General features: G+C 67.7%; 28 protein-coding genes. 17 read left to right on the top strand and 11 right to left on the bottom strand.

What is annotated here, in order from left to right; genetic code table 11:
- Nucleotide 1: 1 nt before the first annotated feature.
- Complete coding sequence (locus OG394_RS17715) at nucleotides 2-802, top strand: methyltransferase domain-containing protein (RefSeq protein ID WP_328996486.1); 801 nt, start codon at nucleotides 2-4, stop codon at nucleotides 800-802.
- Nucleotides 799-948, top strand: a complete 150-nt coding sequence (locus OG394_RS17710) for a hypothetical protein (RefSeq protein WP_328996485.1) — start codon at nucleotides 799-801, stop codon at nucleotides 946-948. Before OG394_RS17715 ends, OG394_RS17710 begins: the two co-directional genes overlap by 4 nt.
- A 49-nt stretch (nucleotides 949-997) precedes the next feature.
- Here the strand turns inward: OG394_RS17710 and OG394_RS17705 are convergent, their stop codons facing one another.
- From OG394_RS17705 to OG394_RS17690, 4 genes are all read right to left on the bottom strand, one after another.
- Nucleotides 998-1,756, bottom strand: a complete 759-nt coding sequence (locus OG394_RS17705) for a helix-turn-helix transcriptional regulator (protein ID WP_328996484.1) — start codon at nucleotides 1,754-1,756, stop codon at nucleotides 998-1,000.
- 86 nt (nucleotides 1,757-1,842) lie between these two features.
- Nucleotides 1,843-2,766 carry a VanW family protein gene (locus OG394_RS17700; RefSeq protein ID WP_328996483.1) on the bottom strand — a complete coding sequence of 308 codons (924 nt, stop codon included), beginning with the start codon at nucleotides 2,764-2,766 and terminating at the stop codon, nucleotides 1,843-1,845.
- Nucleotides 2,767-2,989: 223 nt separating this feature from the next.
- Nucleotides 2,990-3,670 (bottom strand): Rv3235 family protein, encoded by a 681-nt coding sequence (locus tag OG394_RS17695; RefSeq protein ID WP_328996482.1) that lies wholly within the window; start codon nucleotides 3,668-3,670, stop codon nucleotides 2,990-2,992.
- Between the two features lies 1 nt (nucleotide 3,671).
- Entirely contained in the window at nucleotides 3,672-5,015 is a 1,344-nt protein-coding gene (locus tag OG394_RS17690; RefSeq protein WP_328996481.1) for a LysM peptidoglycan-binding domain-containing protein, read from the bottom strand.
- Between the two features lie 168 nt (nucleotides 5,016-5,183).
- Here OG394_RS17690 and OG394_RS17685 point away from each other — a divergent pair, with 168 nt between their 5' ends.
- Nucleotides 5,184-5,744, top strand: a complete 561-nt coding sequence (locus OG394_RS17685; protein ID WP_328996480.1) for a hypothetical protein — start codon at nucleotides 5,184-5,186, stop codon at nucleotides 5,742-5,744.
- On the opposite strand, the gene OG394_RS17680 is transcribed toward OG394_RS17685, so the two are convergent.
- Complete coding sequence (locus tag OG394_RS17680) at nucleotides 5,741-5,986, bottom strand: helix-turn-helix domain-containing protein (RefSeq protein WP_328996479.1); 246 nt, start codon at nucleotides 5,984-5,986, stop codon at nucleotides 5,741-5,743. The genes OG394_RS17685 and OG394_RS17680 overlap by 4 nt on opposite strands.
- Before the next feature lie 198 nt (nucleotides 5,987-6,184).
- On the opposite strand from OG394_RS17680, the gene OG394_RS17675 reads away from it, so the two are divergent.
- The 6 genes from OG394_RS17675 to OG394_RS17650 all read left to right on the top strand — a co-directional run bounded on the left by OG394_RS17675 (nucleotide 6,185) and on the right by OG394_RS17650 (nucleotide 12,164).
- Nucleotides 6,185-6,853, top strand: coding sequence for an SAF domain-containing protein (locus OG394_RS17675; protein WP_328996478.1), 669 nt, complete (start codon nucleotides 6,185-6,187; stop codon nucleotides 6,851-6,853).
- On the top strand, nucleotides 6,853-8,136 hold the full coding sequence (locus OG394_RS17670) for an AAA family ATPase (protein ID WP_328996477.1): 1,284 nt from the start codon (nucleotides 6,853-6,855) through the stop codon (nucleotides 8,134-8,136). The genes OG394_RS17675 and OG394_RS17670 overlap by 1 nt, the downstream gene beginning before the upstream one ends.
- A 166-nt stretch (nucleotides 8,137-8,302) precedes the next feature.
- Nucleotides 8,303-9,094 carry a DUF4097 family beta strand repeat-containing protein gene (locus OG394_RS17665; protein ID WP_328996476.1) on the top strand — a complete coding sequence of 264 codons (792 nt, stop codon included), beginning with the start codon at nucleotides 8,303-8,305 and terminating at the stop codon, nucleotides 9,092-9,094.
- Between the two features lie 10 nt (nucleotides 9,095-9,104).
- Nucleotides 9,105-9,749, top strand: coding sequence for an HAD family hydrolase (locus tag OG394_RS17660; RefSeq protein ID WP_328996475.1), 645 nt, complete (start codon nucleotides 9,105-9,107; stop codon nucleotides 9,747-9,749).
- A complete protein-coding gene (locus OG394_RS17655; RefSeq protein WP_328996474.1) occupies nucleotides 9,746-10,936 on the top strand; it encodes a glycosyltransferase 87 family protein in 1,191 nt (396 codons plus the stop codon). The genes OG394_RS17660 and OG394_RS17655 overlap by 4 nt, the downstream gene beginning before the upstream one ends.
- A 10-nt stretch (nucleotides 10,937-10,946) precedes the next feature.
- Nucleotides 10,947-12,164 carry a glycosyltransferase 87 family protein gene (locus OG394_RS17650; protein WP_328996473.1) on the top strand — a complete coding sequence of 406 codons (1,218 nt, stop codon included), beginning with the start codon at nucleotides 10,947-10,949 and terminating at the stop codon, nucleotides 12,162-12,164.
- A 6-nt stretch (nucleotides 12,165-12,170) separates the two neighbouring features.
- Here the strand turns inward: OG394_RS17650 and OG394_RS17645 are convergent, their stop codons facing one another.
- Together OG394_RS17645 and OG394_RS17640 are read right to left on the bottom strand one after the other, a co-directional pair.
- Nucleotides 12,171-13,499 (bottom strand): hypothetical protein, encoded by a 1,329-nt coding sequence (locus OG394_RS17645; RefSeq protein WP_328996472.1) that lies wholly within the window; start codon nucleotides 13,497-13,499, stop codon nucleotides 12,171-12,173.
- Nucleotides 13,500-13,516: 17 nt separating this feature from the next.
- Nucleotides 13,517-14,002 (bottom strand): cupredoxin domain-containing protein, encoded by a 486-nt coding sequence (locus OG394_RS17640; RefSeq protein ID WP_328996471.1) that lies wholly within the window; start codon nucleotides 14,000-14,002, stop codon nucleotides 13,517-13,519.
- Nucleotides 14,003-14,238: 236 nt separating this feature from the next.
- Between OG394_RS17640 and OG394_RS17635 the strand changes: the two genes are divergently transcribed.
- The 5 genes from OG394_RS17635 to pruA all read left to right on the top strand — a co-directional run bounded on the left by OG394_RS17635 (nucleotide 14,239) and on the right by pruA (nucleotide 19,336).
- Entirely contained in the window at nucleotides 14,239-15,705 is a 1,467-nt protein-coding gene (locus tag OG394_RS17635) for a WS/DGAT/MGAT family O-acyltransferase (RefSeq protein WP_328996470.1), read from the top strand.
- Entirely contained in the window at nucleotides 15,702-16,208 is a 507-nt protein-coding gene (locus OG394_RS17630; protein ID WP_328996469.1) for a DUF6912 family protein, read from the top strand. The genes OG394_RS17635 and OG394_RS17630 overlap by 4 nt, the downstream gene beginning before the upstream one ends.
- 56 nt (nucleotides 16,209-16,264) lie before the next feature.
- The gene (ku, locus tag OG394_RS17625) at nucleotides 16,265-17,179 is read left to right on the top strand and encodes a non-homologous end joining protein Ku (protein ID WP_328996468.1); all 915 of its coding nucleotides are present in this window, start codon (nucleotides 16,265-16,267) and stop codon (nucleotides 17,177-17,179) included.
- A gap of 162 nt (nucleotides 17,180-17,341) precedes the next feature.
- Nucleotides 17,342-17,548 carry a hypothetical protein gene (locus tag OG394_RS17620; RefSeq protein WP_328996467.1) on the top strand — a complete coding sequence of 69 codons (207 nt, stop codon included), beginning with the start codon at nucleotides 17,342-17,344 and terminating at the stop codon, nucleotides 17,546-17,548.
- Nucleotides 17,549-17,707: 159 nt separating this feature from the next.
- Nucleotides 17,708-19,336, top strand: a complete 1,629-nt coding sequence (gene pruA / locus OG394_RS17615) for an L-glutamate gamma-semialdehyde dehydrogenase (RefSeq protein WP_328996466.1) — start codon at nucleotides 17,708-17,710, stop codon at nucleotides 19,334-19,336.
- On the opposite strand, the gene OG394_RS17610 is transcribed toward pruA, so the two are convergent.
- Nucleotides 19,305-19,961 carry a TetR/AcrR family transcriptional regulator gene (locus OG394_RS17610; RefSeq protein WP_328996465.1) on the bottom strand — a complete coding sequence of 219 codons (657 nt, stop codon included), beginning with the start codon at nucleotides 19,959-19,961 and terminating at the stop codon, nucleotides 19,305-19,307. The two genes, pruA and OG394_RS17610, sit on opposite strands and share 32 nt — an antisense overlap.
- Nucleotides 19,962-20,084: 123 nt before the next feature.
- Between OG394_RS17610 and OG394_RS17605 the strand changes: the two genes are divergently transcribed.
- Both OG394_RS17605 and OG394_RS17600 read left to right on the top strand, forming a co-directional pair.
- Nucleotides 20,085-20,945, top strand: a complete 861-nt coding sequence (locus OG394_RS17605) for an alpha/beta fold hydrolase (RefSeq protein WP_328996464.1) — start codon at nucleotides 20,085-20,087, stop codon at nucleotides 20,943-20,945.
- Nucleotides 20,946-21,534: 589 nt separating this feature from the next.
- Complete coding sequence (locus tag OG394_RS17600; RefSeq protein ID WP_328996463.1) at nucleotides 21,535-21,897, top strand: hypothetical protein; 363 nt, start codon at nucleotides 21,535-21,537, stop codon at nucleotides 21,895-21,897.
- A 27-nt stretch (nucleotides 21,898-21,924) separates the two neighbouring features.
- On the opposite strand, the gene OG394_RS17595 is transcribed toward OG394_RS17600, so the two are convergent.
- The 3 genes from OG394_RS17595 to OG394_RS17585 all read right to left on the bottom strand — a co-directional run bounded on the left by OG394_RS17595 (nucleotide 21,925) and on the right by OG394_RS17585 (nucleotide 24,696).
- Nucleotides 21,925-22,134 carry a hypothetical protein gene (locus OG394_RS17595; RefSeq protein WP_328996462.1) on the bottom strand — a complete coding sequence of 70 codons (210 nt, stop codon included), beginning with the start codon at nucleotides 22,132-22,134 and terminating at the stop codon, nucleotides 21,925-21,927.
- Nucleotides 22,135-22,219: 85 nt separating this feature from the next.
- Nucleotides 22,220-22,717: a DUF2505 domain-containing protein gene (locus OG394_RS17590; protein ID WP_328996461.1), complete on the bottom strand. Its 498-nt coding sequence runs from the start codon at nucleotides 22,715-22,717 to the stop codon at nucleotides 22,220-22,222.
- 47 nt (nucleotides 22,718-22,764) lie between these two features.
- Nucleotides 22,765-24,696: a glycoside hydrolase family 30 beta sandwich domain-containing protein gene (locus OG394_RS17585; protein ID WP_328996460.1), complete on the bottom strand. Its 1,932-nt coding sequence runs from the start codon at nucleotides 24,694-24,696 to the stop codon at nucleotides 22,765-22,767.
- A gap of 163 nt (nucleotides 24,697-24,859) precedes the next feature.
- Here OG394_RS17585 and OG394_RS17580 point away from each other — a divergent pair, with 163 nt between their 5' ends.
- The gene (locus OG394_RS17580; protein WP_328996459.1) at nucleotides 24,860-25,864 is read left to right on the top strand and encodes a LacI family DNA-binding transcriptional regulator; all 1,005 of its coding nucleotides are present in this window, start codon (nucleotides 24,860-24,862) and stop codon (nucleotides 25,862-25,864) included.
- Nucleotides 25,865-25,981: the final 117 nt, after the last annotated feature.

The following is a 25,981-nucleotide window of genomic DNA, read 5'->3' as shown; positions in this document are numbered from 1 at the left end:
TATGGAAACCACCTACGTGCACGGGTACTCGGCGGACGAGGCCCAGCGCTTGAACGATCAGGCCAACACCCTGGCCGCCCTCCTGCACGCCGGTACGTCGTACCCGCCCGGCAGTCGCATTCTCGAAGCCGGCTGCGGTGTCGGCGCCCAGACCGCCCACCTGGTCGCGTCCAGCCCGGGCGCGCAGGTCGTCGCGATCGACCGCTCCGCCACCTCGCTGGCCCAAGCGCGACGCCGCGTGCCGGGGGTCGAGTGGCACCAGGCCGACGTATTCGACCTGCCGTTCGCGGATGACGAGTTCGACCACGTTTTCGTCTGCTTCGTACTGGAACATCTCCGCGATCCCGTGCGCGCTCTGTCGGATTTGCGCCGGGTGCTGAAACCCGGCGGCACGATCACGGTCATCGAGGGCGATCACGGTTCGGCGTTCTTCCACCCGGACAGCGAGCTCGCACGGGCCGCGATCGGGCACCAGGTCCACCTGCAATCCGTTGCCGGGGGCAACGCTCTGCTCGGACGCCGGCTCCACCCGTTGCTCGCCGCAGCCGGTTACGACGCCGTGCGGGTCCGACCCGTGCCGGTGTACGTCGACGAATCGCGGCCCGACCTGGTCGAGGGGTTCACCCGCAACACCTTCATCGCGCTCTTCGAGGCGATCGGGGACGAGGTCGTCGCCGCCGGACTCACCGGGCGGCGCGACTGGGAACAAGGCATCGCCGACCTCCACCGGACCGCCCAGCCCGGCGGTGTCCTGCACTACACCTTCTTCAAAGCCCTTGCCAGTAAAGGAATTTCGCCATGATCCTCATCCCGATCGTGCTCGTCCTCGTGCTCATCATCGCCCTGGAACGCACCCACCGCCGCCGCCCCAACCCCACCATCACCGTTGACCCCACCGACCGCGACGCCCAACGCCTCCGCGCCGACCTCCGCTCCGCCACCCGCTGACCCCTCGTGCTCCCTCGGCGCGTCATGCCGGGGTCGCTCGATCAGTCAGTCAGGAGGCCTGGGCTCGGGAGAAGTCTTCGGTATCCGGCAATAGCAGGCGGGCTGGGGGAAGGCCGGTAAGGGCCTTGATATCGCGAGTCAGGTGGGCCTGGTCCGCGTAGCCGGTCCGGATCGCCACGTCGGCGAGCGGCAGACCGGTGCGGCCGAGATCGAGGGCGTCGGTCATCCGGAGGATCCGCCCGAGGGTCTTGAGGCCATACCCAAAGGCGTCGAGGCAGCGCCGATGGAACTGGCGCTCGCTCAGACCAAGGGCATCCGCCACGGCCGGCACCGCCTCGCCACGACGGACGCTCGCGACGGCACTCGCCGTACCGCCGCCGAGTGGTAACGCCGCCGGTCTATCACCCGCGAGCTCCAACGCCTCCGACTCCAGCGCGTAGGCCAGACCGGGCGCGCGAGCGATCCGATCAGCGAGCCGCCGCGCCCGCGCAGGCGACCAGAGATCGGCCAAGGCGACGCGCGTATCGCGAAGCTCCCGAGCCGGTACGCCGAGAAGGGCCGGCGCGATCCCCGGCGCGAACCGCACACCCGCAACCGTCGTACCGGCCGGCGAAGCGGTGAGGAACGCGCGCGTATCCGGACCCGAGACGACCAGCTCGTCCCCGTTCCAGATCAGGTCCATGCAGCCGTCGGGCAGCACGCGATGCGGCGCGCCGTCGGTACACACGGTCCACAAGGTGGTGCCGCCGCCAAGCCGCGCAGGCCGCTCCCGATACGCAACCCAGTCAGCAGCTAGGCGCTCGCTCATACCGCCAGTCTGCCGCAGACCTCCGACACTTTCCGTTCCGCTGGTTTCCCGTGCGGGTGATCCCGATTTGCCGGGTCAGTTGGTCGTCAGCGCGCGTCGACCGGCAGCGGTTGTCCGAGCGGTGGGAGCACCGGCGGCAATTCGATGATGTCGACGTCAGTCGGTAGGTACTTCACCAGTGCGACGTTCTCGCGAACGAGCTCCTCATCGATGGTCTGACCGGTACGCCGGTCGATAGTCGTACGCCAAATCTCGTTCCGCCGGAAATACCGATCGCCAGACCGGAAGAACCGCTCACCCCGGGCGAATACCCGGTACGTCGACTCGGTCGGTACGGCCGCGCGGATCTCCCCTTCGAGATAACGCTCACCGACGGACACCTTGAGCTGGAAGGTCTGATCGGTGTCGTTCCGGAACTGCAGATCCACGTAGTTGTAGACGATGCTGCACCCGACACCCCACGGCAGCACCCGGCCGTTATCGGGGAACGGGTCGAAGCTATGCGTCGAACGCTCGGTCACCCTCAACGGCGAATGCAACACCATCCAATGCAGCAGGTTCGCCAACTGGCAGATACCGCCGCCAATTCCGGGACGAGCCTCACCGTTGGACAACCGCATCCCTGCGACGTACCCCTTCCGCCGAGTCGCATTGCCGACCGCCTTATTGAACGAGAAGGTCTCGCCCGGCCTGATCAGTACGCCATCAACCCGCGCACAGGCCAACCGCAGATTCGTCACCTTGTTGTGCTGCAACCACATCTCGGTCTCGCCAAGCGAGCGGAGCAACAACGACTTGTGCTGCTTCACCCGCACAGGCAGGGATTCCGCCTGCCGCGACGAGCTGAACGTCAACGGCGAACGCATCCACTGAATCCGCCGCCGCACCCGGTGATACCGCACCGCGACCGGATAAAGCGCAGGAATCCGCTCCGACCATCGCGCCTTGCCCAGCCGTGGTGCAAGAGCTGCCAGCTCCGCGGCCGAAAGTTCGATCGCTGCCTGCGCCATGCCTATTCCCCGTCGCCCTCGTCCAGCCCGGACCCGCCTGACCAATCGCCCAAGCTAGCCCCGCCCCCACGCCCACCCGCCTTCCCCCGCCGCCCGTATCGCGACAGCCATCATTCCGTCACAAGTGCGCCCGGCAAGACCACCGCGCGAGTCGACGAGCCCCCAACCCGCCCACCTCGCCCGCGGCCGACTCCCATTCCCTGCGCATGGGAGTCGGTCGCCTTCAGCCCATCTCGAGGGCGGTGCAGATCCAGCGATCGCGGTGGATCTCCAGGCGTAAGGCGATGGCGCGAGACCGGGCGCCATGCCGCACGTGCGCCGCCACCTCCACGGCACCTTCGGCCGGAGCGCAGACTCGAACCGAGCGAATCGACGAACGGTCGGACGCAGTACGTATCCCTGCCGACGTGGTCAGCCCTAGCAACCGAACCCGGCGATACAGATCGGCATAAACCGCCGGCTCCACCCACCGCACCAACTGGCCGACCGGCCGATCGCCGACAACCACCTCAGCGATCGCCTGCACCAGGCGCGCCGCCCACGCCGACACCTCCGGCAGGCCGCCTCCCTCGCCCACCTGGCGCGACTCGGCCGAGGTGGTGGAGGCCCTGCGGGTCGACGCGGGATCAGGCACCAGCCGAAGCGCGGGCATCGACCTCGCTGCCGGTGCCGCCGAGGACGTCGGCGTTACCGCCGGCGCCGCCGCCACAGCCGCCACTGCCGGCGCCGCCACCACACCCGTTACTGCCGGTGCTGCCGCTACTGCCGGTGCGGGCGGCTCTGCCGGGTAGCGGAGTGCGAGCGAGCCGTCGGTCGGCGGCGCAGTCGCCCGGCGGCGCGGACGTGACCGAGTCGGCCCGGCATCGGGAGGTACGGATACGAGTCGCGGCTTATCGGACGACATATCAATTCTCCTGTGAGCTGGAGGGAAGCCGAAGTACCTCGGCTGACGGCGACGGCTGTTGCAGAACCTGCCCGGGCTCGAGGCGGTCCGGGTCCGGTCCGATGGCGGCGGCGTTCGTGGCATACCAGTCGGGCCAGCGGGCCGCGATCGCCCGATCGGTGCAGTTCGGGCCGAGTTCAGCGCGGGCGATCGACCAGAGCGTGTCGCCAGGCCGCACCACCACTCGCCGCGGCGCCCGGATCGGCGTATACCGCGTAGCCGCCCCAACCGTCGGCCGATCCGGCACAACCACCCGCCCCTCCACCCCCGGCCGATCCGGCCTAACCATCTGCCCCTCCACCCCCGGCAGCGAGCGCCCGTGGCCTCGCCCATCGCCGGGTCCGACAGTCGTGGCCCGCTCGACACCGAGGTACGCCGCACGACTTTCTCCGGCCGACGGTCGGCTCGGATCCAGGCTCACGAACGAGACCGGCTCAACACCGCCATCGCCATACGCCGCGCCGCGACGAGAGGGATCGGTGAGCTGTTCGGTCGACTGGCTCGCGGCTGGGTCCGCGGTGGAGATCGGCTGGACGTGGGGGTTGCCGTACGCCGGACCGCGGCCAGAGGTATCGGTGAGCTGCTCCGTCGGCCGGCTCGCGGCCAGGTCCACGGTCGAGATCGGCTCGACGAGGCGGTTGGCATACGCCGTACCGCGACGAGAGGGATCGGCGAGTTGTTCGGTCGACTGGCTCGCGGCTGGGTCCGTGATGGGGATCGGCTGGACGCGGTGGTCGGCATACGCCGTACCGCGGCGAGAGGGATCGGCGAACGGCTCCATCGACCCGCCAGGGAGCAGACCTGGCGACTGGCGTGCGACGTGGGCTGGCGGTTGGTTCAGGGGCCTAACCACGAGCTCACCTGGCGACTGACGCGTGAGGTGGTCCGCGGGTTGGGGTGGGGGGCGATGGGCGAGTTGGTGTGGCTGGGGCGTGGGTAGGCCGGTTGGTGTGGGGGCGGGAGAGGCGGTCCAGGACGTGGGGGAAGTTGGGGTGGCGTGGGCTAGGCCGATGGTCAAGGGGGTGACGGCGGCTACGCCGAGGGTGGACCGGAGTAGGGCGCGGGAGCCGGCCGAGGTGAGGCCGGAGGCTAGTAGGCCGGCCGCGTTGCCGAGGGCGCCTGGGAGTTGCTCGAGCACGGTTGCGGCTGTCACCACCGCGAGCCAGGTGTAGGCGCACCATGCGACGGCGCCGACGGCCAGGACCGCGAGGGAGGCGAGGTCGTCGCGAGAGACCGAGACCAGCGAACCGGCCGTCATCCAGCGCAGGCCGAACCCCGCGCCGACGACGGCGCCCAGTGTGATCACCGCTCTGATCCTCATATCGACCCCGTTCCATCTCAATCTATGAGTTTGCTTGAGTTTGCATCCGTTCGACTAATATAGACCTGACTAACGACGGTTTGGCAAGTCGGATCTGTGAAGTGGCGGTCACTGAGCGTGGCTGATCGATAGCTGAGGGGGTAGGTTCGCGGCGTGCGATGGGATGCGCTGTTCGAGGACCTTGAGTCCCAGTTCGACGCCCTCACCGAGGGGGATCTGTATGGCGAGGTCGCCGACAGGATTCGCGCGGAGGTCGGTCGGATCACCGTGCTGGACCGGTTGCGTGGCGGGGTCGGCGGCACGATTCGGGTCGAGCTCGGTTCAGGGAATGCGGTTCAGGGCGTGCTCAGTCGTGTCGGCAAGGACTGCTTGTTGCTGGCGGCCGAGCGGTACGACGAATGGCTGATTCCAGCGACGGCGTTGACCGGCGTACATGGGCTGGGTCCGTGGGCCGAGTCAGAGCAGGGTGCGGTCGCGGCCAAGCTCGGTCTGGCCCATTTGCTGCGGGGAATCGCGCGGGATCGATCGCCGGTGACGGTGTTCTGCGTCGGCGTTGACCAGCATTCAGTGACGGGAACGATCGATCGGGTGGGCGCGGACTTCCTGGAGATGGCTGAGCATCCGCTCGACGCGCCGCGCCGGCGGGGCGAGGTCTACAACACCCGGCTGGTGCCAACGACAGGGCTCGCCGCGGTCAGGCGAAGAGAGGGCTAGCTGACGTCCTCGGGCTGGTCGGCGTCCTCGCCGAAGGGGTGGGCGTCGATGAATTCCTTGGTCTCGGTGTAGAGACGCTCGATGTACTTCTCCAGCTCGGTCGCCTCGACCCGCCACTGGCCCCGCCCGCCGATCTTGACCGCTGGAATATCGCCTCGCCGCACCAATGCGTAGACCTGGTTCGCGGAGATGTTCAGCACCTCGGCGACATCGGACAGCAGCAGGAAACGCGGTGCGGGCATACGGGACCTTCGATTCGTCAAGTCATCCTCGTTTGAACCAGTTTGGCATGCCTAGCCTCCGATTCGCAGCGTTTGTCCCCATTAGAGGTGCCTGTGGACAACTTCCGCGGCGCCGGCCCCAAACAAGGCAGAATGTCGTCTCGGACAGTCATCACTCGATCCCACCGCGTGACGACACAAGCAGACAGGGGGAGATCCGTGGCCGATCGCAGCGGTTTCGCCGCGCCGTCGACGCCCAGCCGGCGCAATACCCGTGCCCGTTGGAAAGACGGCCGGCTCGTCCTCGGCATCCTGCTGGTCGCGGTCACCGCGCTGGCTGGCGCGAAGTTGCTGTCCTCGGCTGACGACACCACCGCGATCTGGGCGGCCAAACGCGCCATCCCGGCCGGGGCGCGGATCAGCGCTGATGATCTGACCAGGGCTCGGGTGAGATTCACCACCGGCGACTCCGCCGGGCAGTACGTGTCCGCCGACTCGAAGCTCGACGGTCTGATCACTGTTCGCCAGATCGGTGCCGGCGAGTTCGTGCCGAAGGAGGCGACCGCTGCCGAGCGGGACTCCGAGCTGCTGGAGGTCCCGGTGTCGGCACAGGTCGGCCGCCTGCCCGCGGATCTGGCCGTCGGTGACGAGATCGACCTCTGGGTCGCGCCGAAATCCGCCGCGGCAGGCAACACCTCGGATCCGCCCGCTCGCAAGGTGTGGGAGAAGGTCCGCGTGGTCCAGGTGGACGCGTCCAAGGGCGTCACCAGCGGTGCGTCCCGGCGCCAGGTGCTGATCGGTCTGGATCCGGCCGACGCGGAAAAGCTGCCGTCCGCATTGAGCGCGATTGCGCTCGGTGAGCCGGTGCTGGTCCGGCGAGGTCACTGATGGTTGTCCCGATCCTGCTCGCGATCACGGGCGCACCTTGGGAGGCGGAGGTGGTCCGCCGTGCCGAGCGGGCTCCGGGCCTCCGTGTCGTGCGGCGCTGCGTGGACATGGCTGACGTGCTCGCGGCCGCGGGTAGCGGTCAGGCCCGGGCGGTGCTCCTCGCGGAAGATCTGCCCAGGCTGACGGCAGACGCGGTCGCCGCACTGCAGGCCCGGCGTATCGCGGTCATCGCGCTGATCGATCCCGCTGGTCCGCCCGACGGCCCGGGCGGGATGCCGGGCAGCGAGGATCGCCTCAGCCGGATGGGGATCGAGCGGATCCTCCCGGCCGACGCCGGGCCGGAGGACCTCGGGCGCGCGATCACCGATGCGGTCGATGCCGGGCCGCCGGTGATCACGTCGCACTTCGCCGGCGGGTTCGTGCCCACGCCCGGGCCCGTCGCCGCGGCCGAGCCCACGCGGTACGACGAGTTGTCCGGCACGGGCCGGCTCATCGCGGTCTGGGGTCCGACGGGAGCGCCCGGGCGCAGTACGGTCGCGGTCGGGCTTGCCACCGAGTTGGCCGCCGCGGGTGTCTCCACCCTGCTGGCCGACGCCGATGTGTACGGCGGAACGGTGGCACAGTTGCTCGGCATGCTCGACGAGACCTCGGGCCTCGCGGCGGCGGCGCGTTCGGCGGGAAGTGGTTCGCTCGACGTGCCAGTGCTCGCCCGGCAGGCGCGACAGGTTGATCCGCATCTGCTGGTCCTGACCGGTCTGAGCCGGGCCGACCGCTGGACCGAGCTGAGACCGAGCGCGATCGAGGCCGTTTGGTCCACGGCTCGATCGCTGGCGCCTTGCACGATCGTTGATGTCGGGTTCTGCCTAGAGAGCGACGAGGAGATCTCGTTCGACACGCTCGCTCCGCGGCGCAACGGCGCGACCCTGGTCACGCTCGAGGCGGCTGACGAGATCATCGTGGTCGGCAGCGCGGACCCAGTGGGGCTGACCAGACTCATCCGCGCCCTGCACGACCTGCGGTCAGTGGTTCCGTCAGCGACAACCCGGGCCGTGGTGAACCGGGTCCGATCCGGCTCCCTCGGCTCCTCTCCGGGCGACGCCGCGGCCGAGGCTCTCGGGCGGTATGCGGGGGTCAAGCCGTCGGCGCTGCTGCCGTTCGACCAAGCCGCGTGTGATGCCGCCCTGAGCCACGGCCGCAGTCTGGCGGAGGCGGCCAAGTCGAGCCGCTTGCGAAAGGGGCTGCAGCAGTTGGCGAGCAACGTGACGACCGACCTACTCACCTGACCTGACTGACCGACCTCACGTGACCGACCTCGCGCCGACCTCACCTGACCGACCGGCTCACCTGACCGACCTGCTCACCTGATCGGCTGGCCAATAAACCTGCCGCTGACCGACACCCACCTATGTCAGGCTGGTGCACCTGCAGGCTGACAAGGGGTGGGGTTGTATGTCCGAGGTGGAGAGCCGTCCGGGTTCGTCGATGACTCCTGAGCGTCGGATCGGTGTCACGGTCTCCGTGGCGTTGATCCTCGGCGGCGGTTGGTGGGCCGCCTCGCAGCTGACCCAGTCCGACGAGACCAAGCAGCTCGAATTCCCCGTCAGCGGTACGTCGCTGCGAGTCGAGACCAGCAACAACGACATCGAGATCCGTACCGCCGACGTCAGCAAGATCACCGTCACCCGCAAGGCCGAGCGAAACGTCTTCTCCGATGATCCCGAGGAGAACTACGAAGACGGCGTGCTCGAGCTCAAGAAGACCGGCTGCGGCTTCCTCTCGTTCGGCGGCTGCGACACCAACTACCTCATCCAGATCCCGAAGGACCTCGCGGTGAAGGTGGAGACGTCCAGCGGCGAGATCCTCGCGATCGGCCTCGAGAAGGGCGCCGACCTCAAGACCTCCTCCGGCCGGATCGAGCTGCACACGGTCAGCGGTGACATCACGGCGGAGAGTTCGTCGGGCGATATCGAGGGGCAGACCCTGGGCGAGGGCCAATACCGGGCCAATTCCAGCTCGGGCGAGATCGGGCTCGAATTCGCCCGAGCGCCGGTGTCGGTCGACGCCGAAACCAGCTCGGGTGAGGTGAAAATCGAGCTGCCAGGCGCCGACACCTACGCGGTCGACGTCAAGACAAACTCAGGCGAGACCGACAACCGACTCAAGCAGGACCCGGCCGCCACCAGGAAGATCCGGGCCAAGAGCTCGTCGGGTGACGTCAAGCTGCAGTACGCCGGGCCGTAGGCTTTCCGCCATGTCTGAGCTTCGTGGTCTCCTGGTCGACTGGGGTGGTGTGCTCACCTCGGGTCTTACCGACGCGCTTCGCTTATGGGCCGACAAGGACGACCTCGACTACGACGCGTACTACACGGCCATCACCGACTGGATCGCCGCCACCCCGGTCGAGGCCGAGCTGAACCCGATCCACGCGCTCGAGCGAGGCCTCATCGCCGTACCGGATTTCGAGCGGAAGCTCGCCGCCGTACTGCTCCGCAGGGACGGCCGGCCGGTTGAGGCCGAGGGGCTGATCGAGCGGATGTTCGCCCACTTCGAGCACGCGCCGCAGATGTCCGCGCTGGTACGGCGGGCCCGGGCGAAGGGGCTGCGAACGGCCCTGCTCTCGAACTCCTGGGGCAACACCTACCCGCGCGACAGCTGGGACGGCATGTTCGACACCATCGTCATCTCCGGCGAGGTCGGCCTGCGCAAACCCGAGCCGGAGATCTACCAGCTCACCGCCGAGCGCCTCGGTCTCGAACTGGCCGAGTGCGTGTTCGTCGACGACATGCAGCCCAACGTCGATGGCGCCCGCAAGCTCGGGATGACCGCGATTCTGCACACGTCGTACGACGAGACGCGGCGCGAGCTGGAGGCCCTGCTCGGGACCGATCTGACGTGACGGCCACCTTGCCCTCCCCGACGAAGGCTAAGCCGACGACCCGGCGCCTCTCCGTCGTACTGGTCGTGCTGGGCGCAGCGGCGCTGATGGCGGTCGCCAACGCGGCAGGGCTGTTCGCGTTCGCCATCGACCTACTGGTGTACCGGATGGGCGGCGAGGCGCTACTACACGACTTCCCGCTCTACACGCGCCAACTGCCGGGGACACTCCTGGTCTTCACGTACCCGCCGTTCGCCGCCGTGATGATGGTGCCGCTGGCGGCCTTGCCCCTGCAGGTGGCGACGGTTACCTGGTCGACCATCTCGCTGCTGAGCCTCCTGCTGGTCTGGCGGCTGTGCCTGCCGCAGGTGAAACCGCCCTATCTGCTCGCTCTCACGTTGATCGCGTTCGTGCTGGAGCCGGTCTGGCTCACCTTCAGCCTCGGCCAGATCAACTTGTTGCTGATGGCAATGATCCTGGCCGATCTGTGCCGGGCCGACGGCAGCCGGATGCGTGGCTTCTGGGTGGGCGTCGCGATCGGGATCAAGCTGACGCCGCTGGTCTTCCTTGCACTACTGGTGGTGACACGTCAGTGGAAGGCCCTCCGCAACGCAGTGCTCGGTGTGCTCGCCACTGTCGCCGTGGGCTTCGCTGCCGCGCCGAAGGAGTCCTGGGAGTACTGGACCGAGTCGGTCAGTAACCCTGAGCGCCTCGGCGGCATCGCGTACACGTCGAACCAGTCGATCAACGGATTCCTACTGCGCTTCGGTGGCGACTACAACCACTGGCGTCCGCTCTGGTTCTTGCTAGCGGCAACGACCGGGCTACTCCTGCTCTGGTTGTCACGTCGCCTCTGGCTCACCGGCGACCGGCTGGGTTCGGTATCGGTCTGCGCGATGGCAGCGATCTACGCGTCGCCGGTGTCGTGGAGTCATCACTGGGTCTGGATCATCCCGCTCGGCGTCACTCTGGTCCGTAGGGCGTACGCGCGCTGGGGTATGCCGTGGGCCGCAGTCATCGGTGTGTTGTGGTTCGGGCTGTTCGTCGCGCGGCCGATCTGGTGGGTGCCGAACACGAATGACCGTGAGCTCGACTGGACGTTCTGGCAGGCCATCCCGGGCAACTCGTACCTGCTCGGCGGTATCGCCGGACTCGCCGTACTGACCGTGCTGGTGGTTAAGACGCGTCCGGCCGAACGTACCGGGTAGGCTCCGCCGCATGCCTGAAACAGGACGGCTGCCCGCGTGGCTGGTGAAATTCGGCCCGGTCGGTCTGATCGCCGGTCTGGTATTGCACGGCATCACCATCGCGATCTGGCCCGCGCACCGCGTACTCATCGACACCGAGGTCTACCGCGCCGGCGCCCGGGCCGTTCTCAACGGGCACGAGCTGTACGCCGGTGGCCTGGTCGCGGGATTCCCGTTCACGTACCCGCCGATCGCGGCTCTGCTCTTCACCCCGCTCGCGTTCATGCCGTTGGGGGGTGCGCGGATCTTCGCCGGCGTCGGGAACATCGTCCTGCTGGGGCTCGCCGTCTACTTCACGCTGCGGCATCTGCGGCTGGCCCAGGATCGTCGGGTGTTGATCGCGGGCACGTTGTTCCTCACCGGCGCGCTGTTCTGGTTACAACCGGTCCGGACCACGATGTTCCTCGGGCAGGTCAACCTGCTGCTGATGGTCCTGGTGCTCGTCGACCTGCTGAAGCCGGATTCGTCCCGCTGGAAGGGCGTCGGGGTCGGCCTGGCGGCAGCGATCAAACTGACGCCGGCGATCTTCGTGGTCTACCTGCTGGTCACCCGCCGCTTCCGCGCGGCCGGCGTCGCCGTCGCGGCCTTCGCGGCGACCGTACTGATCGGGTGGGCGGTATTACCCGGCGACGCGAAGCAGTTCTGGCTGCACACCTTCTTCAACTCAAACCGCGTCGGCCCGGCATCGGCCAGTAGTAACCAGTCGATCAACGGCCTCATCGCCCGGCTGACCAACACGGACACGCCTTCGGGCCTCGCGTGGTTCCTCGTCGCGGGAGCGGTCGGCATAGCGGGCGTACTGCTCGCCGCGTGGACGTCACGTCGCGGGGAGGAATTGCTTGCGCTCTGCCTGGTGGGTATGACCGCTACGGCCGTGGCGCCGTTCTCTTGGGATCACCACTGGGTCTGGTTCGTCCCGCTAAGCCTTCTGCTGTTGAGGTACGCGGTCAACGGAGGCGCCCGAGGCTGGTCGTACCTCGCCGCCTTCTACGTCCTGACCTTCGCCTGGCTGGTCAGCTTCCCGCCTCGCAACGCCGCCCGAACCCCCTTCACCGGCGTCATCTCCCTTGAGCTGCCCCAGCCCCTCCACCTCATCACGGGCAACCTCTACCTCTTGATCCTCCTCACCACAGCGGCCGTGGCGATCCACTCCCTCCGCCACACCAAAACCCCCGCACTCCAGCCCTAAGGGCCGCTACTCGGCAAAGAGAAGGAGGAGGCCGCCAGTGGTGTAGCCGACCATTACCACCAGCAGGGGGATTTGGCCGACGAGGGCTTTGTTGCGGGGGAAGAGGGCCACGGCGCGATCGTGGGCGGAGATGACGCCCAGGAGGTGGCCCCCGACTACCGCGGCTACCTTGATGACCGCAATCGCCGTGGTGTGGTCGACGATTCCGGCGTTGAGGCCGAGCAGCCCCGTACCGAAAATGTTGGCGCCATTGCTCAACGGGTCGCTCAGGTATTTCAGCGTGCGCTGGCCCTCGAGGATGAACAGCGTCAGGTAATGCGCGATCACGTAGCCCAGCACGATCGGCACCACCGAATGCGCGAACAATCCGGGCAGATGCGCCCGCGAGCTCTCCGACAACTTGCCCGCGAGAAGAGTCGCCCCGGAGTACGTGACGAGCACGAAGAGGATGAATCCGAGCAGGGCAAGGGTGCCGAGCAGGGGCATCGAGTAACCCGAGTTCTGCGCCCAGGCGATCCAGAACGTCGCCCGGGAGAAGCCGTCGTACGCCGTTGAGCCGAGCAACGCGGCGACGAGACCGACCAACCCGGCCTGCGGCTTCATGCCGTCCAGGTTCTCCAAGGGACGACGTACGACGAGTACGCCGTCCGCGCGGCGCCCCAGCGGAGACAGGCGCGCCATCAACGTCGCGTAGGCCTCGAACGGGTCGGCCTGGGCGAACCACTTGTCGCCGAAGAGGACCGACCCGAACAGCACGATCACGACGTACAGCGCGAGCCAGGCCTGCAGCACCGGCAGGGTCGCACGCTCCGGCGCGACCAGCTCGAGCCAGGTGAACGCGAAGATCCCGGCGGCGGCGGGCCAAAGACCGACCCACGCCGGCAGCTCGAAGAGTCCCTTCGACGGCGGCTGGCGCATCGCCTTGCTCAGCAGGAGATGCAGCGTGCGCAGCGGGTTGAGCACGCGCCAGACCGGCCCGAACACCAGCGAGATCGGGACCAGGCCGACCCACACCAGGATGTAGACGAAGCCGAAGATCGGGTTGATCAGCCGGTCGATACCGAAGACGAGCGCGACCCCTGCGTACAGGAAAGTGGCGAGGCCGAACACGCGGAGCGCCCAGCGGAACCAGCCCGCGTCGAGCACTCGCGCGAGCCAGGCCGGCAGCGGCCTGCCGGATTGGTCGCCGCGGTACTTCGACGTACGCCAGGCGAAGCCGAGGATCACGAACGACAGCGCGATCGCGACGGCCGCGCCACCGACGGCCAGGTCGAGCGAAATGGGCAGGTCCTGGCGGCCGCCGATGCCGTGCAGGGGCAGCAGTTGAGGGGTCACGGGCGAATTCTGCCCTGTCAGGACACGACGAGCTTGGCGACGAGTTTCGCCGACTCGTGCGTCTCGATCTCGAAGGCGCCCTTGGTGTCGGCCTTGAAGGTCACGGCCTTCGGCTTGCCGGGAGCGAGATCGAGCTCCTTCTCGTAGCCATGGACGTGCAACTGCTCCTCGACATCGCTGGTCCCGGTGATGCGCACGGTCTGGCCGGCCTTGGCCTTCACGCTGACACCGCTGGGCGAGACCTTGCCGTTGGCGATCACGACGTCGATCGTCACGTCGGCCTCTTCACCGGACGGGTCGGCCGTGTTGGACGGCGTCAAAGCCTTCGGCGGGGTCGACGTCGAGGGAGTGGCGGAAGGCGTGCTGGAAGGCGTGCTCGACGGGGTCGTGCTGGGCGTTCCGCCGGCTCCGGTGTCGCCCTCGTTGCCACAACCGGCCAGCACGAGCATGCCGAGGGTGGGGAGGAGCGCGAGCGCGGTGCCGCGGGTGAACGTCGAACGCATGAGACCGGTGCCTTTCAACTGACTCGTCAATTAGTTGCGAAGCGCAAGCGCTTTACAGAAGGACTACGAACGCGCGGCAGGCGGTGTTCCCGGCATTCGCCATCGACAATGTCACAGTCACCTCTCAAGCCGGTGCACAGTGTCGCCACAAACTGTCCGACCCCACAGCTAGGGTGACCAGAAGACTTCAAGCCAGAAGACTTAAGGAACGAGACGCCCAGAGAGGAAGGTGCCGGATGCCGGATCGGCTGACGTCGCTGGATCTCACCTTCCTGGCCGCGGAGAGCGCGGCCACCCCTATGCACGTTGGCACGGTCGACATCTTCGAACCGCCCGAGCACACCGAAGAGGGGTTCGACTACGAGAGCCTGGTGGCGCTGATCCGGGACCGGATCGCGTTCGTGCCGCGGTATCGCCAGCGGGTCCAGCAGGTGCCCGGCCGGTTCGCGGGCCCGGTGTGGGTCGATGACGAGGACTTCGACATCACCTTCCATGTACGGCGCTCCGCCCTGCCACGCCCCGGGACGCATGCCCAGCTGCTGGAGTTGGTCGCGCGGATCATGTCGCGCCGCCTCGACCGCGCCCGCCCGCTCTGGGAGATGTACCTGGTCGAAGGCCTGCAGGGCGACCGGTTCGCGATCATCGCCAAGTCCCACCAGGCCCTGGTCGACGGCAGCGGCACGGTCGATATCGGCCAGGTCGTGCTCGACTCGACGGCCCACCCGCGCGAGACGCCGGTCGATTCCTGGCAGCCGGAGCACCCGCCATCCGCGCTGGAGCTGCTGGCCGGCGTCTTCTCCGATGCGATGCGTCATCCGACCGCCGTGCTGGAGCTCGCGCGTGCCGAGATGGCCAGCCTGACCGGGCAGACCTCGGTGCGCGAGGTCCTTGGTGACGTCGTCGGCTCGGTCGTCGCGCAGCGCCACGTGCAGGAGAGTTCCCTGCATGTGAAGACGTCCGGCCAACGCCGGTTCACCACGGTCGAGACCTCCCTCGAGGATTACCGGACCGTTCGGGCCATGCACGGCGGCACGGTGAACGACGTGGTGCTCGCGGCCGTCGCAGGGGCGTTGCGGGCCTGGATGATGACCCGCGGCGAGAGCGTCAGCCCGACCCGCGGCGTGCGGGCCGTCGTACCGGTCAGCATCCGGGACGACGAGGAGGACGGCGAGCCGACCTCGCTGGGTTCACGGGTGATCGCCTCCACGGTCAACCTGCCGGTCGGGGAGAACTCGCCGGTCATGCGGCTGCACCAGATCTCGTACCAGACCAAGGCGCACAAGGACACCGGCCGGGCGGTCAGTGCGCGCTCGCTGGTCGGGATCGCCGGGTTCGCGCCGACCACGTTGCACGCGCTCGCGGCCCGAGTGGCGGCGACCACGATCCGGCCGGCCGACGACGTGGTGATCACGAACGTGCCGGGGCCGCAGTTCCCCCTGTTCGCGGCAGGCGCGCGCATGCTCGCGTCGTACCCGGTGGTCCCGTTGTTGCAGGGGCAAGGGCTCGCGGTCGGCGTCACGTCGTACGACGGCAAGGTGTCGTTCGGGCTGAACGCGGATCGCACCGCGATGCCCGATCTCGCCGTGTTCGCGCAGTGCCTGACCGACGCGCTGGACGAGCTGGTCGATACCACCAAGGGCAGCCGGAACCGCGCCGCCCGTGGCCGGAAGAGCAAGCCGAGAACCAAGAAGGCAGGCGCATGAGGCTGTACGTCCCACTCACGCTCGGCGGGCTGACCGCCGCACACAGCGCGGGCGAATTACCCGCGCCGCTGACGGCGTATGCCGTGACCCCCGCGCTCCGCGAGTGGTATGCCGCGGGCGACGAGGAGGAGCTGGAGTACGCCGCGATGGCGCAGGCCGCTCGCGCGTCGGTCGGCCTGATCGCCGCGGACGACACCGCCGTACGGCGCCGCGTGGTGCTCGCGTGCGAGGTCAAATCCGTGCTGGCGGCCGGGGGAGACCGCGAGCTCGGGGACGCGCGGCTCGACCTGACCGCGGGGCTGCCGTGGTCGGCGGTGCAGGCGGCCCATGTGGACGCTACGCAGGCGATCGAGGTCGTCACGCAAGCGGCTGATTCGTGGGATGCGGCGCAAAAAGGCGACGAGGACGCTGTGTTCGCCCTCGACGCATGCGAAGGTGAAGAACTGCTGTGGTATGCGACACAAGAGGTACCCGACCTGCTCAAAGAGGTCGGCAGCGGCTAGAAGGCGAACGGCAAGGGCGGGCGGCTGAGGCCGGCAGCGGAAGGAGCTGATGGGCGATGCAGGCGATCTGGAAGGGTGCCATCTCGTTCGGGATGGTGACGATCCCGATCAAGGTGTTCTCCGCGACCGAGGAGAAGGACATCTCCTTCCGCCAGGTGCACACCGAAGACGGCGGGCGGATTCGCTACAAGCGGACCTGCCAGGAGTGCGGCAAGGAGATCCCGTACTCCGATATCGGCAAGGGCTACGAGATGCCCGACGGCCGGATGATCGTGCTCGAGCCGGACGACTTCGCCGACCTGCCGTTGAGCAGCAAGAAGGTCATCGACGTGCTGGAGTTCGTGCCGGCCGACCAGGTCGACCCGCTCTACCTCGGTAAGTCGTACTACCTGGCCGCGGACGGCGGCCCCGGCGCCAAGCCGTACGTGTTGCTCCGGGACGCGCTGGAGGGCTCGGAGCTATACGCCCTGGTCAAGGTGGCGCTGCGCTCGCGGGAGAGCCTCGGCCTGCTCCGTACGCACGAGAACGTGCTGGTGATGCAGACGATGCTCTGGCCGGACGAGGTTCGCGACGCGTCGTTCGCGGCCCCGGACGAGGACATCGAGATCCGCAAGCAGGAACAGGCGATGGCCGAGTCGTACATCGACACCCTGCGCGGCGAGTTCGACCCCGACCAGTACCACGACGAGTACCGGCACGCGCTGGAGCAGGTCGTCGAGGCGAAGGCGGCCGGCGTTCCGCTGCCCGAATCCGCCGAGGAGGAGACCGAGGGCGCTGAGGTGGTCGACCTGGTCGCCGCCCTGCGCGCCTCCGTCGAAGCCGCCAAGGCCCGCCGCGCCGGCAAGACGGCCGAGTCCGCCAAGGCCGAACCCGCCAAGAAGTCGGCAGCAAAGAAGGCCCCGGCCAAGAAAGCCGCCGCCAAGAAGGCCCCGGCCAAAAAGACCGCCGCCGCCAAGAAGAAGTCGGCGTAGCACCTGCCAGAACGTGGAACAGCCTGATCCCCTCCGAGGAGGCGATCAGGCTGTCCACAGATCCGGTCAGGACCACTGCATCGAGCTGATCTCGTCGTCCAGGCTGCCGAGGCCAGCGCGCTCCGGGTAGTCCCAGCCGAGTGCGGCGCCCTGGAAGCCCGCGTGCTCGTAGTGCTTCGAGTGAACACCCTGGCGGAGGTCTACCTCGCCTGCAGCGAACGCCCGACCACCGCGGAGGCCGTACGGCGAAAGCTGGGTCTCCCGGTCGAGGTCGTGGAGGAGGCCTTCGCAGGGTTCGCCGAACGCGGCCTGATGTTCCAGGACGAGTCGTTCGCGGTGGCACTCGCGCTCCCAGCCACAAAGCGGTAACGCTGAGTTACCGGACCAAGAGCGAAAGTGATCTGTTTCGTCTTGGGGTGGTCAGGCGTGGCAGCATGCTGTTTGTGAGCGTCGCGAGGCGCGAACCAGTCGCGTCGGGCCCCGATCGGGCCCGCGTCCACCGAGGCCTGAATCGAGGAGCACCGCACCATGGATGCCGTCACCGCCGTACCCACCCCGGTCAATGAGCCGGTCCGGACCTACGCCCCGGGTTCGCCTGAGCGGGCCAGCCTGGAAGCGAAGCTCAAGGAGTTCAACGCCGCGGGTCCGATCGAGCTGACCTGCACCATCGGTGGCGAGCAGCGCCTCGGTGGCGGCGAGCGGATCGACGTGGTCCAGCCGCACAAGCACAAGCACGTGCTCGGCACCCTCGGCAACGCGACCGAGGCCGACGGCAAGGCGGCCGTGGACGCGGCGCTCGCGGCGGCTCCGGCCTGGCGCTCGCTCTCGTTCGACGACCGCGCGGCCGTGTTCCTCAAGGCGGCCGACCTGCTGGCCGGCCCGTGGCGCGACACCCTCAACGCGGCCACCATGCTGGGCCAGTCGAAGACCGTGCAGCAGGCCGAGATCGACGCGGCATGCGAGCTGATCGACTTCTTGCGCTTTAACGTGGCGTTCGCCCGCAACATCATCAACGACCAGCCGGTGTCGTCGCCGGGTGTGTGGAACCGGGTCGACTACCGCCCGCTGGAGGGGTTCGTTTACGCGATCACCCCGTTCAACTTCACCGCCATCGCCGGCAACCTGCCCGCCGCGCCCGCGCTGATGGGCAATGTCGTGGTTTGGAAGCCGTCGGTGACTCAGCAGTTCGCCGCGCACTGGACGATGCGCCTGTTCGAGGCGGCCGGTCTGCCCGCGGGCGTGATCAACCTGGTCACCGGTGACGGCATCGACGTCAGCAACGCCGCGCTGACCCACCCGGACCTCGCCGGTATCCACTTCACCGGTTCGACTCCGACGTTCCAGCACCTGTGGAAGACCGTCGGTGAGAACATCGCCGGCTACAAGACGTACCCGCGCCTCGTCGGCGAGACCGGCGGCAAGGACTTCATCGTGGCCCACCCGTCCGCCGACCCGGCCGTGGTGAAGACCGCGATGGTCCGCGGCGCCTTCGAGTACCAGGGCCAGAAGTGCTCCGCCGCCAGCCGCGCGTACATCGCGCGCAGCGTCTGGGACCAGATCCGCGACGACCTCGCGGCCGAGACCGACGACCTGACCCAGGGCGACGTCACCGACCTGTCGAACTTCATCGGCGCGGTCATCGACGCCAAGGCCTTCGCCAAGCACAAGGCGGCCATCGACCGGGCCCAGCAGTCGGACGCGATCGAGGTCGTGGCCGGCGGCACCTATGACGACTCCGAGGGCTACTTCGTCCGGCCGACCGTCCTGGCCTGCGAGGACCCGACCGACGAGATCTTCACCACCGAGTACTTCGGGCCCATCCTCGCCGTGCACGTGTACGACGACGCCGACTACCGCAAGGTGCTCGAGCAGATGGAGAGCGCGGCACCGTTCGGCCTGACCGGCGCGATCATCGCCCAGGACCGGCATGCCGTCGCCGAGGCGAGCGACTTCCTGCGCTTCGCGGCCGGCAACTTCTACGTGAACGACAAGCCGACCGGCGCGGTCGTCGGCCAGCAGCCCTTCGGTGGCGGTCGCGCCAGCGGCACCAACGACAAGGCCGGCTCCATGTGGAACCTGATCCGCTGGGCTAGCCCGCGGTCGATGAAGGAGACCTTCAACGCGCCTACCGACTACCGCTACCCCCACCAGGGCTGATACCCCGGCGGACGACCCGATAGAAGCGGGTCAGGTCGTCGATGAGCCGCTCGACGTCGGCCGGATCACCCGGATCGGCGTCGAGCAGCCAGTCCGAGACCAGGTCGAAAAGACCTCCGACGACGCCGATCGCCACCCCGTGCCGATCGGCGTCGTCCGTCTTCTCTTCATAGCGATGCCAGATGGACTCGATGAATCCAGCGGCCCAGCGCCGGTTGGTACGACGCTGCCGCTCGACCGCCGGCGAAATCGCCCCGGCCTGGCCGAACGTCACCGCCGCGACCCGTGGATCGTCCAGCAACGAATGTGCGAAGGCGGCCACCAATTGCGGCACCGCCTCGTCCTCGTCATCGGGCAAACCCTTGGCGGTCTCGACGATGCCCGCGACCAGGCGCTCCGTCGTACGTTGCAAGAGGGCGATGTAGCAGGCCTCGCGGGAGTCGAAGACCTCGTAGAAGCTCTTCGTCCCGACGTACGCCGTCGAGCAGATCTGCTCGATCGACGTGTTGAGGTAGCCGTTGGTGGCGAACAGGTCGAGGGCGGCGTCGAGCAGTAGTTCCCGGCGCTCGGCCCGTCGCTGTTCCGCGTCGAGACCCCGGATGCGCCGTCCCGTCTTCTCCGCCATGCCCTTGAAACTACCCGCAATCAGGTGCTCGGAACCAGGGTTCGTGTTTTGAACACGAGCTCTTGTTCATAACTCGCTATCGTGCTGCACTGAGAGTCACCCTTCACCCCTCGGGAGTAGCCCATGCGATCCGCACTCCGTCGTACCGTGCTCGCCGTTCTGGCGCTGACCCTCCTCAGCTCCGGCTTGACCGGTGTGGCCGCCGCCGCGCCGACCTCGGGATTCAACGACTGGACCTGCAAGCCGTCCAGCCGGCATCCCAACCCGCTGGTCCTGTTGCACGGCCTCGGAGGCAACGGTCCGGGCAACTACTCCTACCTCGGGCCGTACCTCGCGGCCCGCGGCTATTGCGCTTTCGCCGAGACGTACGGCCAGGCCGTCGCGTCGATCCCGGTCGGCGGCACCATCTCGATCACCCAGTCCTCCGCCCAGATCGAAGCACTCGTCGACCGGGTCCGGCAGGCCACTGGTGCGGCCAAGGTGGACGTGGTCGGTCACAGCGAAGGGGCGTTCCAGGCGATCTACGGGCCCAAGGTCCGCGGCTGGAAGAACAAGGTCGGCAAGGTCGTCGCGATGGCACCGCCCACGCACGGTACGACGTTCGGCGGGCTGGTCAGCGTCGGCGACTACCTCGGTCTGCGCGCGCAGGTCGACTACATCCTGAAGAACTTCGGTTGTCCCGCCTGTAGCGAGCTCATCGTCGGCGGCTCGGCGGTAGAGGCCCTCACGACCGGCCCGATCGCCCAGCCTGGTGTGAGTTACACCGTCATCGCCAGCCGCGCGGACGCCCTCGTCACCCCGCACGAGACGTCGTTCATCCGCGAACCCGGCGTGCACAACTCCTTCGTCCAGGACACCTGCCCGTTCGACCCGGTAGGCCACGTCGGCCTGGCCTTCGACCCGAGCGTCGCCCAACTCGTCGCGAACGCCCTCGACCCGGCGGGAGCCCGCACTGTCATCTGCGGCGTCGGCCCAATCGTCTGACCCGCGGCTGCCCGCGTGGGAGGTCTGGGAGACCAGTGCCGCTTCGAACCTTTGAAGCGGCACTGGTCGAGGTTACCTACCGCGGCGCTACAGCCATAAAGACCGCCGGATCTGGAACCGCTTGAGCAATTGACCGACCGCGGACGGCGCTGTCAGGATGCACGGACCAGCCTCGGTGCCGACGACCTGTCGTATAGAGGCTGAGAGTTCGCGTGCTCACCGGGGTTGGGGGATGGACAGGGTGAGTCAGCGCGCGTGGTCCGGCCGCGGAGCTCGACGGAGTGGGGGATGGCAACCCAGTTGTTCGTTTCGATGCGTGGACCGCGGATCTACACACGAGCCGAGGGGGACCACCTTGCCTGCCCACACCAGCCTTGCCGCCGTATCCGCGCTGCTATTCCTCGCCGCCGTGGCCGGTTGCGGCGAGCGTGACGCCGCTCCGCGAGCTGAAAGCACACCGACGGCCAGCCCAACTGTTAGCACCTCCGCTACTAGCGCGCGAGATCCATCGGCGAAGGTATCCCCCGAGCCCAGCGGCACAGGCGCTACCGGCGCCCCGATCGGAACCACCTTCACCGCCCCCATCGGGATGCCCAAGCAAACCACCGGCAGTGTCCGCGTCACTCTATTGTCGGCGCGGTGGGGGCCGGTCGCCGAGGAGTATGTGTTCGGGGACAACACCATCGGCCTGCTGGCCACCGTCCGGGTGACGGTAATCAGGGGCGAGGTGCGCTCGATTGCCAATCAACTGTGCTTCGCACCGCAAGTCGAGGCCAAGATGGCTTGGCGTGGCCGGGAGCTCGACCAGCCGTTACGGAAGGGCCAAAGCCGAGAGGCGACCTACACCCTGACACCTCTGACACTGGGTGCCGGAGACCTTCGCTGGGCTGACTGCGCATTTCGTGACTCGTACAACGAATCCGAGTTCGGCTGGTCGATTCCAGCCCCCTGAACGGATCGACCCGACCAGGATTGCGACTCAGCCGGTTTCGTCGAGGGGTTGGGCGGGGGGATCGAGGAAGACGGCTGACCCGCACTGGACGCAGATCCACTCGGTGATCGCGTCATCGGTGGGCAGGTCTTCGGCCGCGACGCGTTCGAACAGCATGTAGGCCTCGCACAGGACGCAGTACTGCGCGTCGCCGCCGTCATTGCTCAGGGCGGTGGGAGTCCGGTGTTTGCTCCGCATGGGGATTGCCTCCTCCGGTGGCACCACTGATTTCAGCGTGCCACCGGAGGCCCGGTCTGTTGCGGAGCGACACTCAGAGTGCGTCTCAGAGGTGGCCGTTGTGCCAGGAGGCGCCCAACTGGTGCTCGGTCTCGAGGCCCTTGCGGATCGCCTCGACCACGAACGGCTCGATCTTCTTTCCGATCAGCGGTACGGACACCTTCACGTCCAGGTCGATCGCCTGCACGGTCTGCGCGCCCTGCGGCACGATCCGCGCGTTGCCCTTGAGCGTGACCGGCGTCCCGGTGATCTCACCCTTCACCTCGGCGGTGCGAGCGCCGTCGGCCCCGGCCGGGTGCCAGGTCTCCGTCTGCACCACGGTCAGGGTCTGCCCGACGAACTTGCGCGCGATATCCGGTACGTCGTCCGACGCCATCTCCCGCTGCACCCGAACCACCGTGTCGCCGCCGGACTCGGTCACCGACACGTCGTACGACAACGCCTTGGTCTTCTCGCAGGCCTGCTCCCGGAAGGTCGCGTCGGTGATGATGGCGAACACTTCCTCAGGGGTCGCGTCGTAGGACGCGGACATGTTGAGATCCATGCCGCACATCATGGCATTACTCGTCGGTCACTCAGCGGTAAAGGGCGTCATCGGTAAAGACGTAGATCGGCGATGCTCCAGTAGTTGCCGGCGGTGCCGGTCGAGGTGATGCGGAGGTGGCGGGCGCTGGTCCGTCGTACGTCGACGGTGGTGAGCTGGCCTTTGCCTTCACCGCTGGCGATCGTGCGCCACGTGGCGCCGTCATTGCTGGTGGCGAGTTGCCAGCCGCGGACGTAGTCGCCGGCAAAACCGCCTGCGTCGATCGCGACCCGGCTGAACTCGCGCCGGCGCTTGAGGTCGACCTGCACGTACTGCCCCGGCGCCTGCGCCACCTCACTGGTCCAACGCGTCGAGCCGTCCGCGTCAACCGCGAACTCAGCTCCGACCCCCGCCGGCGAGGTCGTCACGGTTGCCTCGGTCAACGGCACAGCCTTGTGGTCGACGGACGGCGACTTGGGCCAGGTGTACGTCGCCAACGCACCACCGGGCAGCGTGTACTCGAAGGTGCGATCGCCTACCGCCACGGCGAACGTGCGCGGTGCGTCGTTCTGGTTGTGGACGACGAGAGCGGTCGAGCCGTCGGGATTGCGGAAGGCGACGTCCTGGATCTGGCCGTTCCACCCGGTCGTGCCGTACGACGTGCTGCCGATCCGCACCGCGCCCGGCCGGACGAACTTCGCCAGGTGGCCGATCGTGTAGTACTCCGCGTCAGTCGTGACCGAACCGTCGGGCTGCAACGTGACGAGACCCGTGCAGGTACCGCAGCCGCCGTTGTGCGGGCCGCCGGTGCTGTCGAGCGCGATGTTCCAGTTGATGACGGATTTCGCCCAGTTGCGAGTGGTACCCATGACCAGGTTGCGCGCATGCCAGGTCAGCGTGCCGCGGAAGATCTGCGCCGGGGTGTCGTTCGGCCCGTGCGAGCCGGAGCACTCGGTGAACCAGATGCCCTTCTTGGGAAAGGCCTTCTGCAGTTTGCTCTGGTCCGCCGGATTGCCGTAATAGCAGTGGTACGCCGTACCCGCGAGCCACTTCGCGGCCGGGCTTTCGAGCAGTTGGTACGGGTAGTCGGTCTCCGGGTCCTCGCCGGGCGGGGTGTTCGCGATGTCGCCGGGATGCGTGGACCAGTTGTGGTCGTACCCGAGGATCTTCGTGCGGGGACTGGCCGCGCGCAGCATCGGGCCGAGGGATTCGATCACCTTCACGGCTTGCCGGACGGGCATGTCCGTGCCGGGGTAGCCGCCGGGCGTGCGGTTCTGCGGCTCGTTCTGGATGGTGAGGAAGTCGATCGGTACGCCGGCCGCGGTGTAGGCCTGGACGAACTTCACCAGGTAGCGCGCATACGCGTTGTAGATGGCGGGATCATCCTTGAGGCGTCCGCCGACGAGGGAATCGCCGGTCTTCATCCAGGCGGGCGGACTCCACGGGCTGCCCATCACCTTCAACGCCGGGTTGAGCTGTTTCGCCCTGCGGAGCAAGGGCAGAACTTGTGCCTGGTCGCGGGCGATGCTGAAGTGCCGCAGGCCGAAATCCGTCTGACCGGCGGGCACGTCGTCGTACGTGTAATGCTCGGTCGCAGCGGTGAAGTCGGACGAACCGACCGGCTGGCGCAGGAAGCTGACGCCGATACCCTGCTGGGGATCGAACAGCGAGCGCACGGTCTTCTCGCGGTCCGCCGGGCTGAGCCGGTAGAGAACGTCGGCCGAGGAGTCGGTGATGGATGCGCCGAAACCGTCCATCGTCTGGAAGGTCTGGCTCGGATCGACCGTGATCGTGGTCTCCGGACTCGCGCCACGCTTGAAGGCGATCGGGGCCCGCTCGGTCAGCAGTTCGGACCGGTCGACGGTGGTCACCCAGACTCGCGCCTTCGGTGCCTCGTCCAGGGCGGGATTTTCCGTGGCGGGGGTGACGGCCAAGGCGGTCGATCCGGTCAGGGCGCTCAGCGCCAGAACCGTCATCGCGACGGTCAGCTGGTTTTTCATCGTTCTCCTCACGCACTGCAATGAAACAAATGAAACAAGCGATCCCCGTAGCGGCTCAAGGAAACAAGTTTGCAATAGCCCTGTCAATAGGTTGTTTCTTGAGGTCTGGCCGGTATTGATGGTCGGCGCTAGAGTGCAGGAATGAAACAGATCGATGTAACAAATGCCTAGCCGTCCGAGCGGGCGGGTGACCGTCCGGGATATCGCCGCGGAGGCCGGGTTGTCGATCGCCACCGTCTCCCGGGCGCTCAATCGGCATGCGAGCGTGACGCCGCAGACGCGGGAACTCGTCGAGCAGGCAGCAGTACGTCTGGGCGCTAGCGGTCGGCGGGGACCGATCGAGGGAGCGGTGTATGTCCGTTGTCCGTATGTGCTGACGGACTACTTCGGGGTGATCGTCTCGTCGATCGCGGAGACGCTGGATCGCCATGGTCGTCCGCTGGTGCTGAACGCGGGCGAGGCCGCGCAACACGTCGACGTACTGCCTCAGCTGCCGTCGCGGGATGGCACGGCGGGCGCGATTCTGATCTTGCCACCGGAATCGGGGGAGGAGTTGGTTCACCTTCGGGCGCAGGGATTTCCCTTTGTGGTAGTGGATCCGCGGACGCCATTGCCCCGCGATATCGCCGGCGTCTCCGCGGCACACGCGGCCGGGGCGCGTCGCTTGACGGCTCACCTGGTCGAGCTCGGCCATACCCGCGTCGGCGTGATCGGCGGGCCGCGCGAATGGCTGGCGAGCGAGGCCCGGCTGGGCGGACACAACGCGGCGCTGGCCGATGCCGGCGTACTGCCTGATCCGAAGCTCGTCCGCTACGTCGAGCCCACCATGGAGAACGGCTGCCAAGCCGCCGGTGAACTGCTCGACCTCTCGCCGCGTCCGACCGCCTTGGTCGCCTTCAACGACAAGGCCGCGGTCGGCGCCCTCCAGGCTGCGGCCGAGCGAGGCCTGCGCGTACCGGACGACCTCTCGGTCGCGGGCTTCGACGACATCGACCTAAGCCGCGCGACTTTCCCCATGCTCACGACCGTCCGTCAACCCTTGCAGGAGATGGGCCGCATGGCCGTAAGCCTCCTAATCCGCCTCCTCGACCACCACGAAGTCGAAGCCCTCCACGTAGAACTGGCCACCGAACTAGTCATCCGCAACTCCACCACCCCTCCCCACTGACCCCGCTGTACGACGTACACCGAAATCCGGTCCGACGTACGGCAGACGAGCAATTTGTGGGTTGTCCACAAATCCGACCAGCGGGTTGGGAAATGGGGATGCACCATGTACGTCCCA

Source organism: Kribbella sp. NBC_01245 (assembly GCF_036226525.1).
Lineage (GTDB): Bacteria > Actinomycetota > Actinomycetes > Propionibacteriales > Kribbellaceae > Kribbella.
The sequence above is the reverse complement of the archived record's forward strand: the minus strand, read 5'-3'. Positions and strand labels throughout refer to the sequence as shown.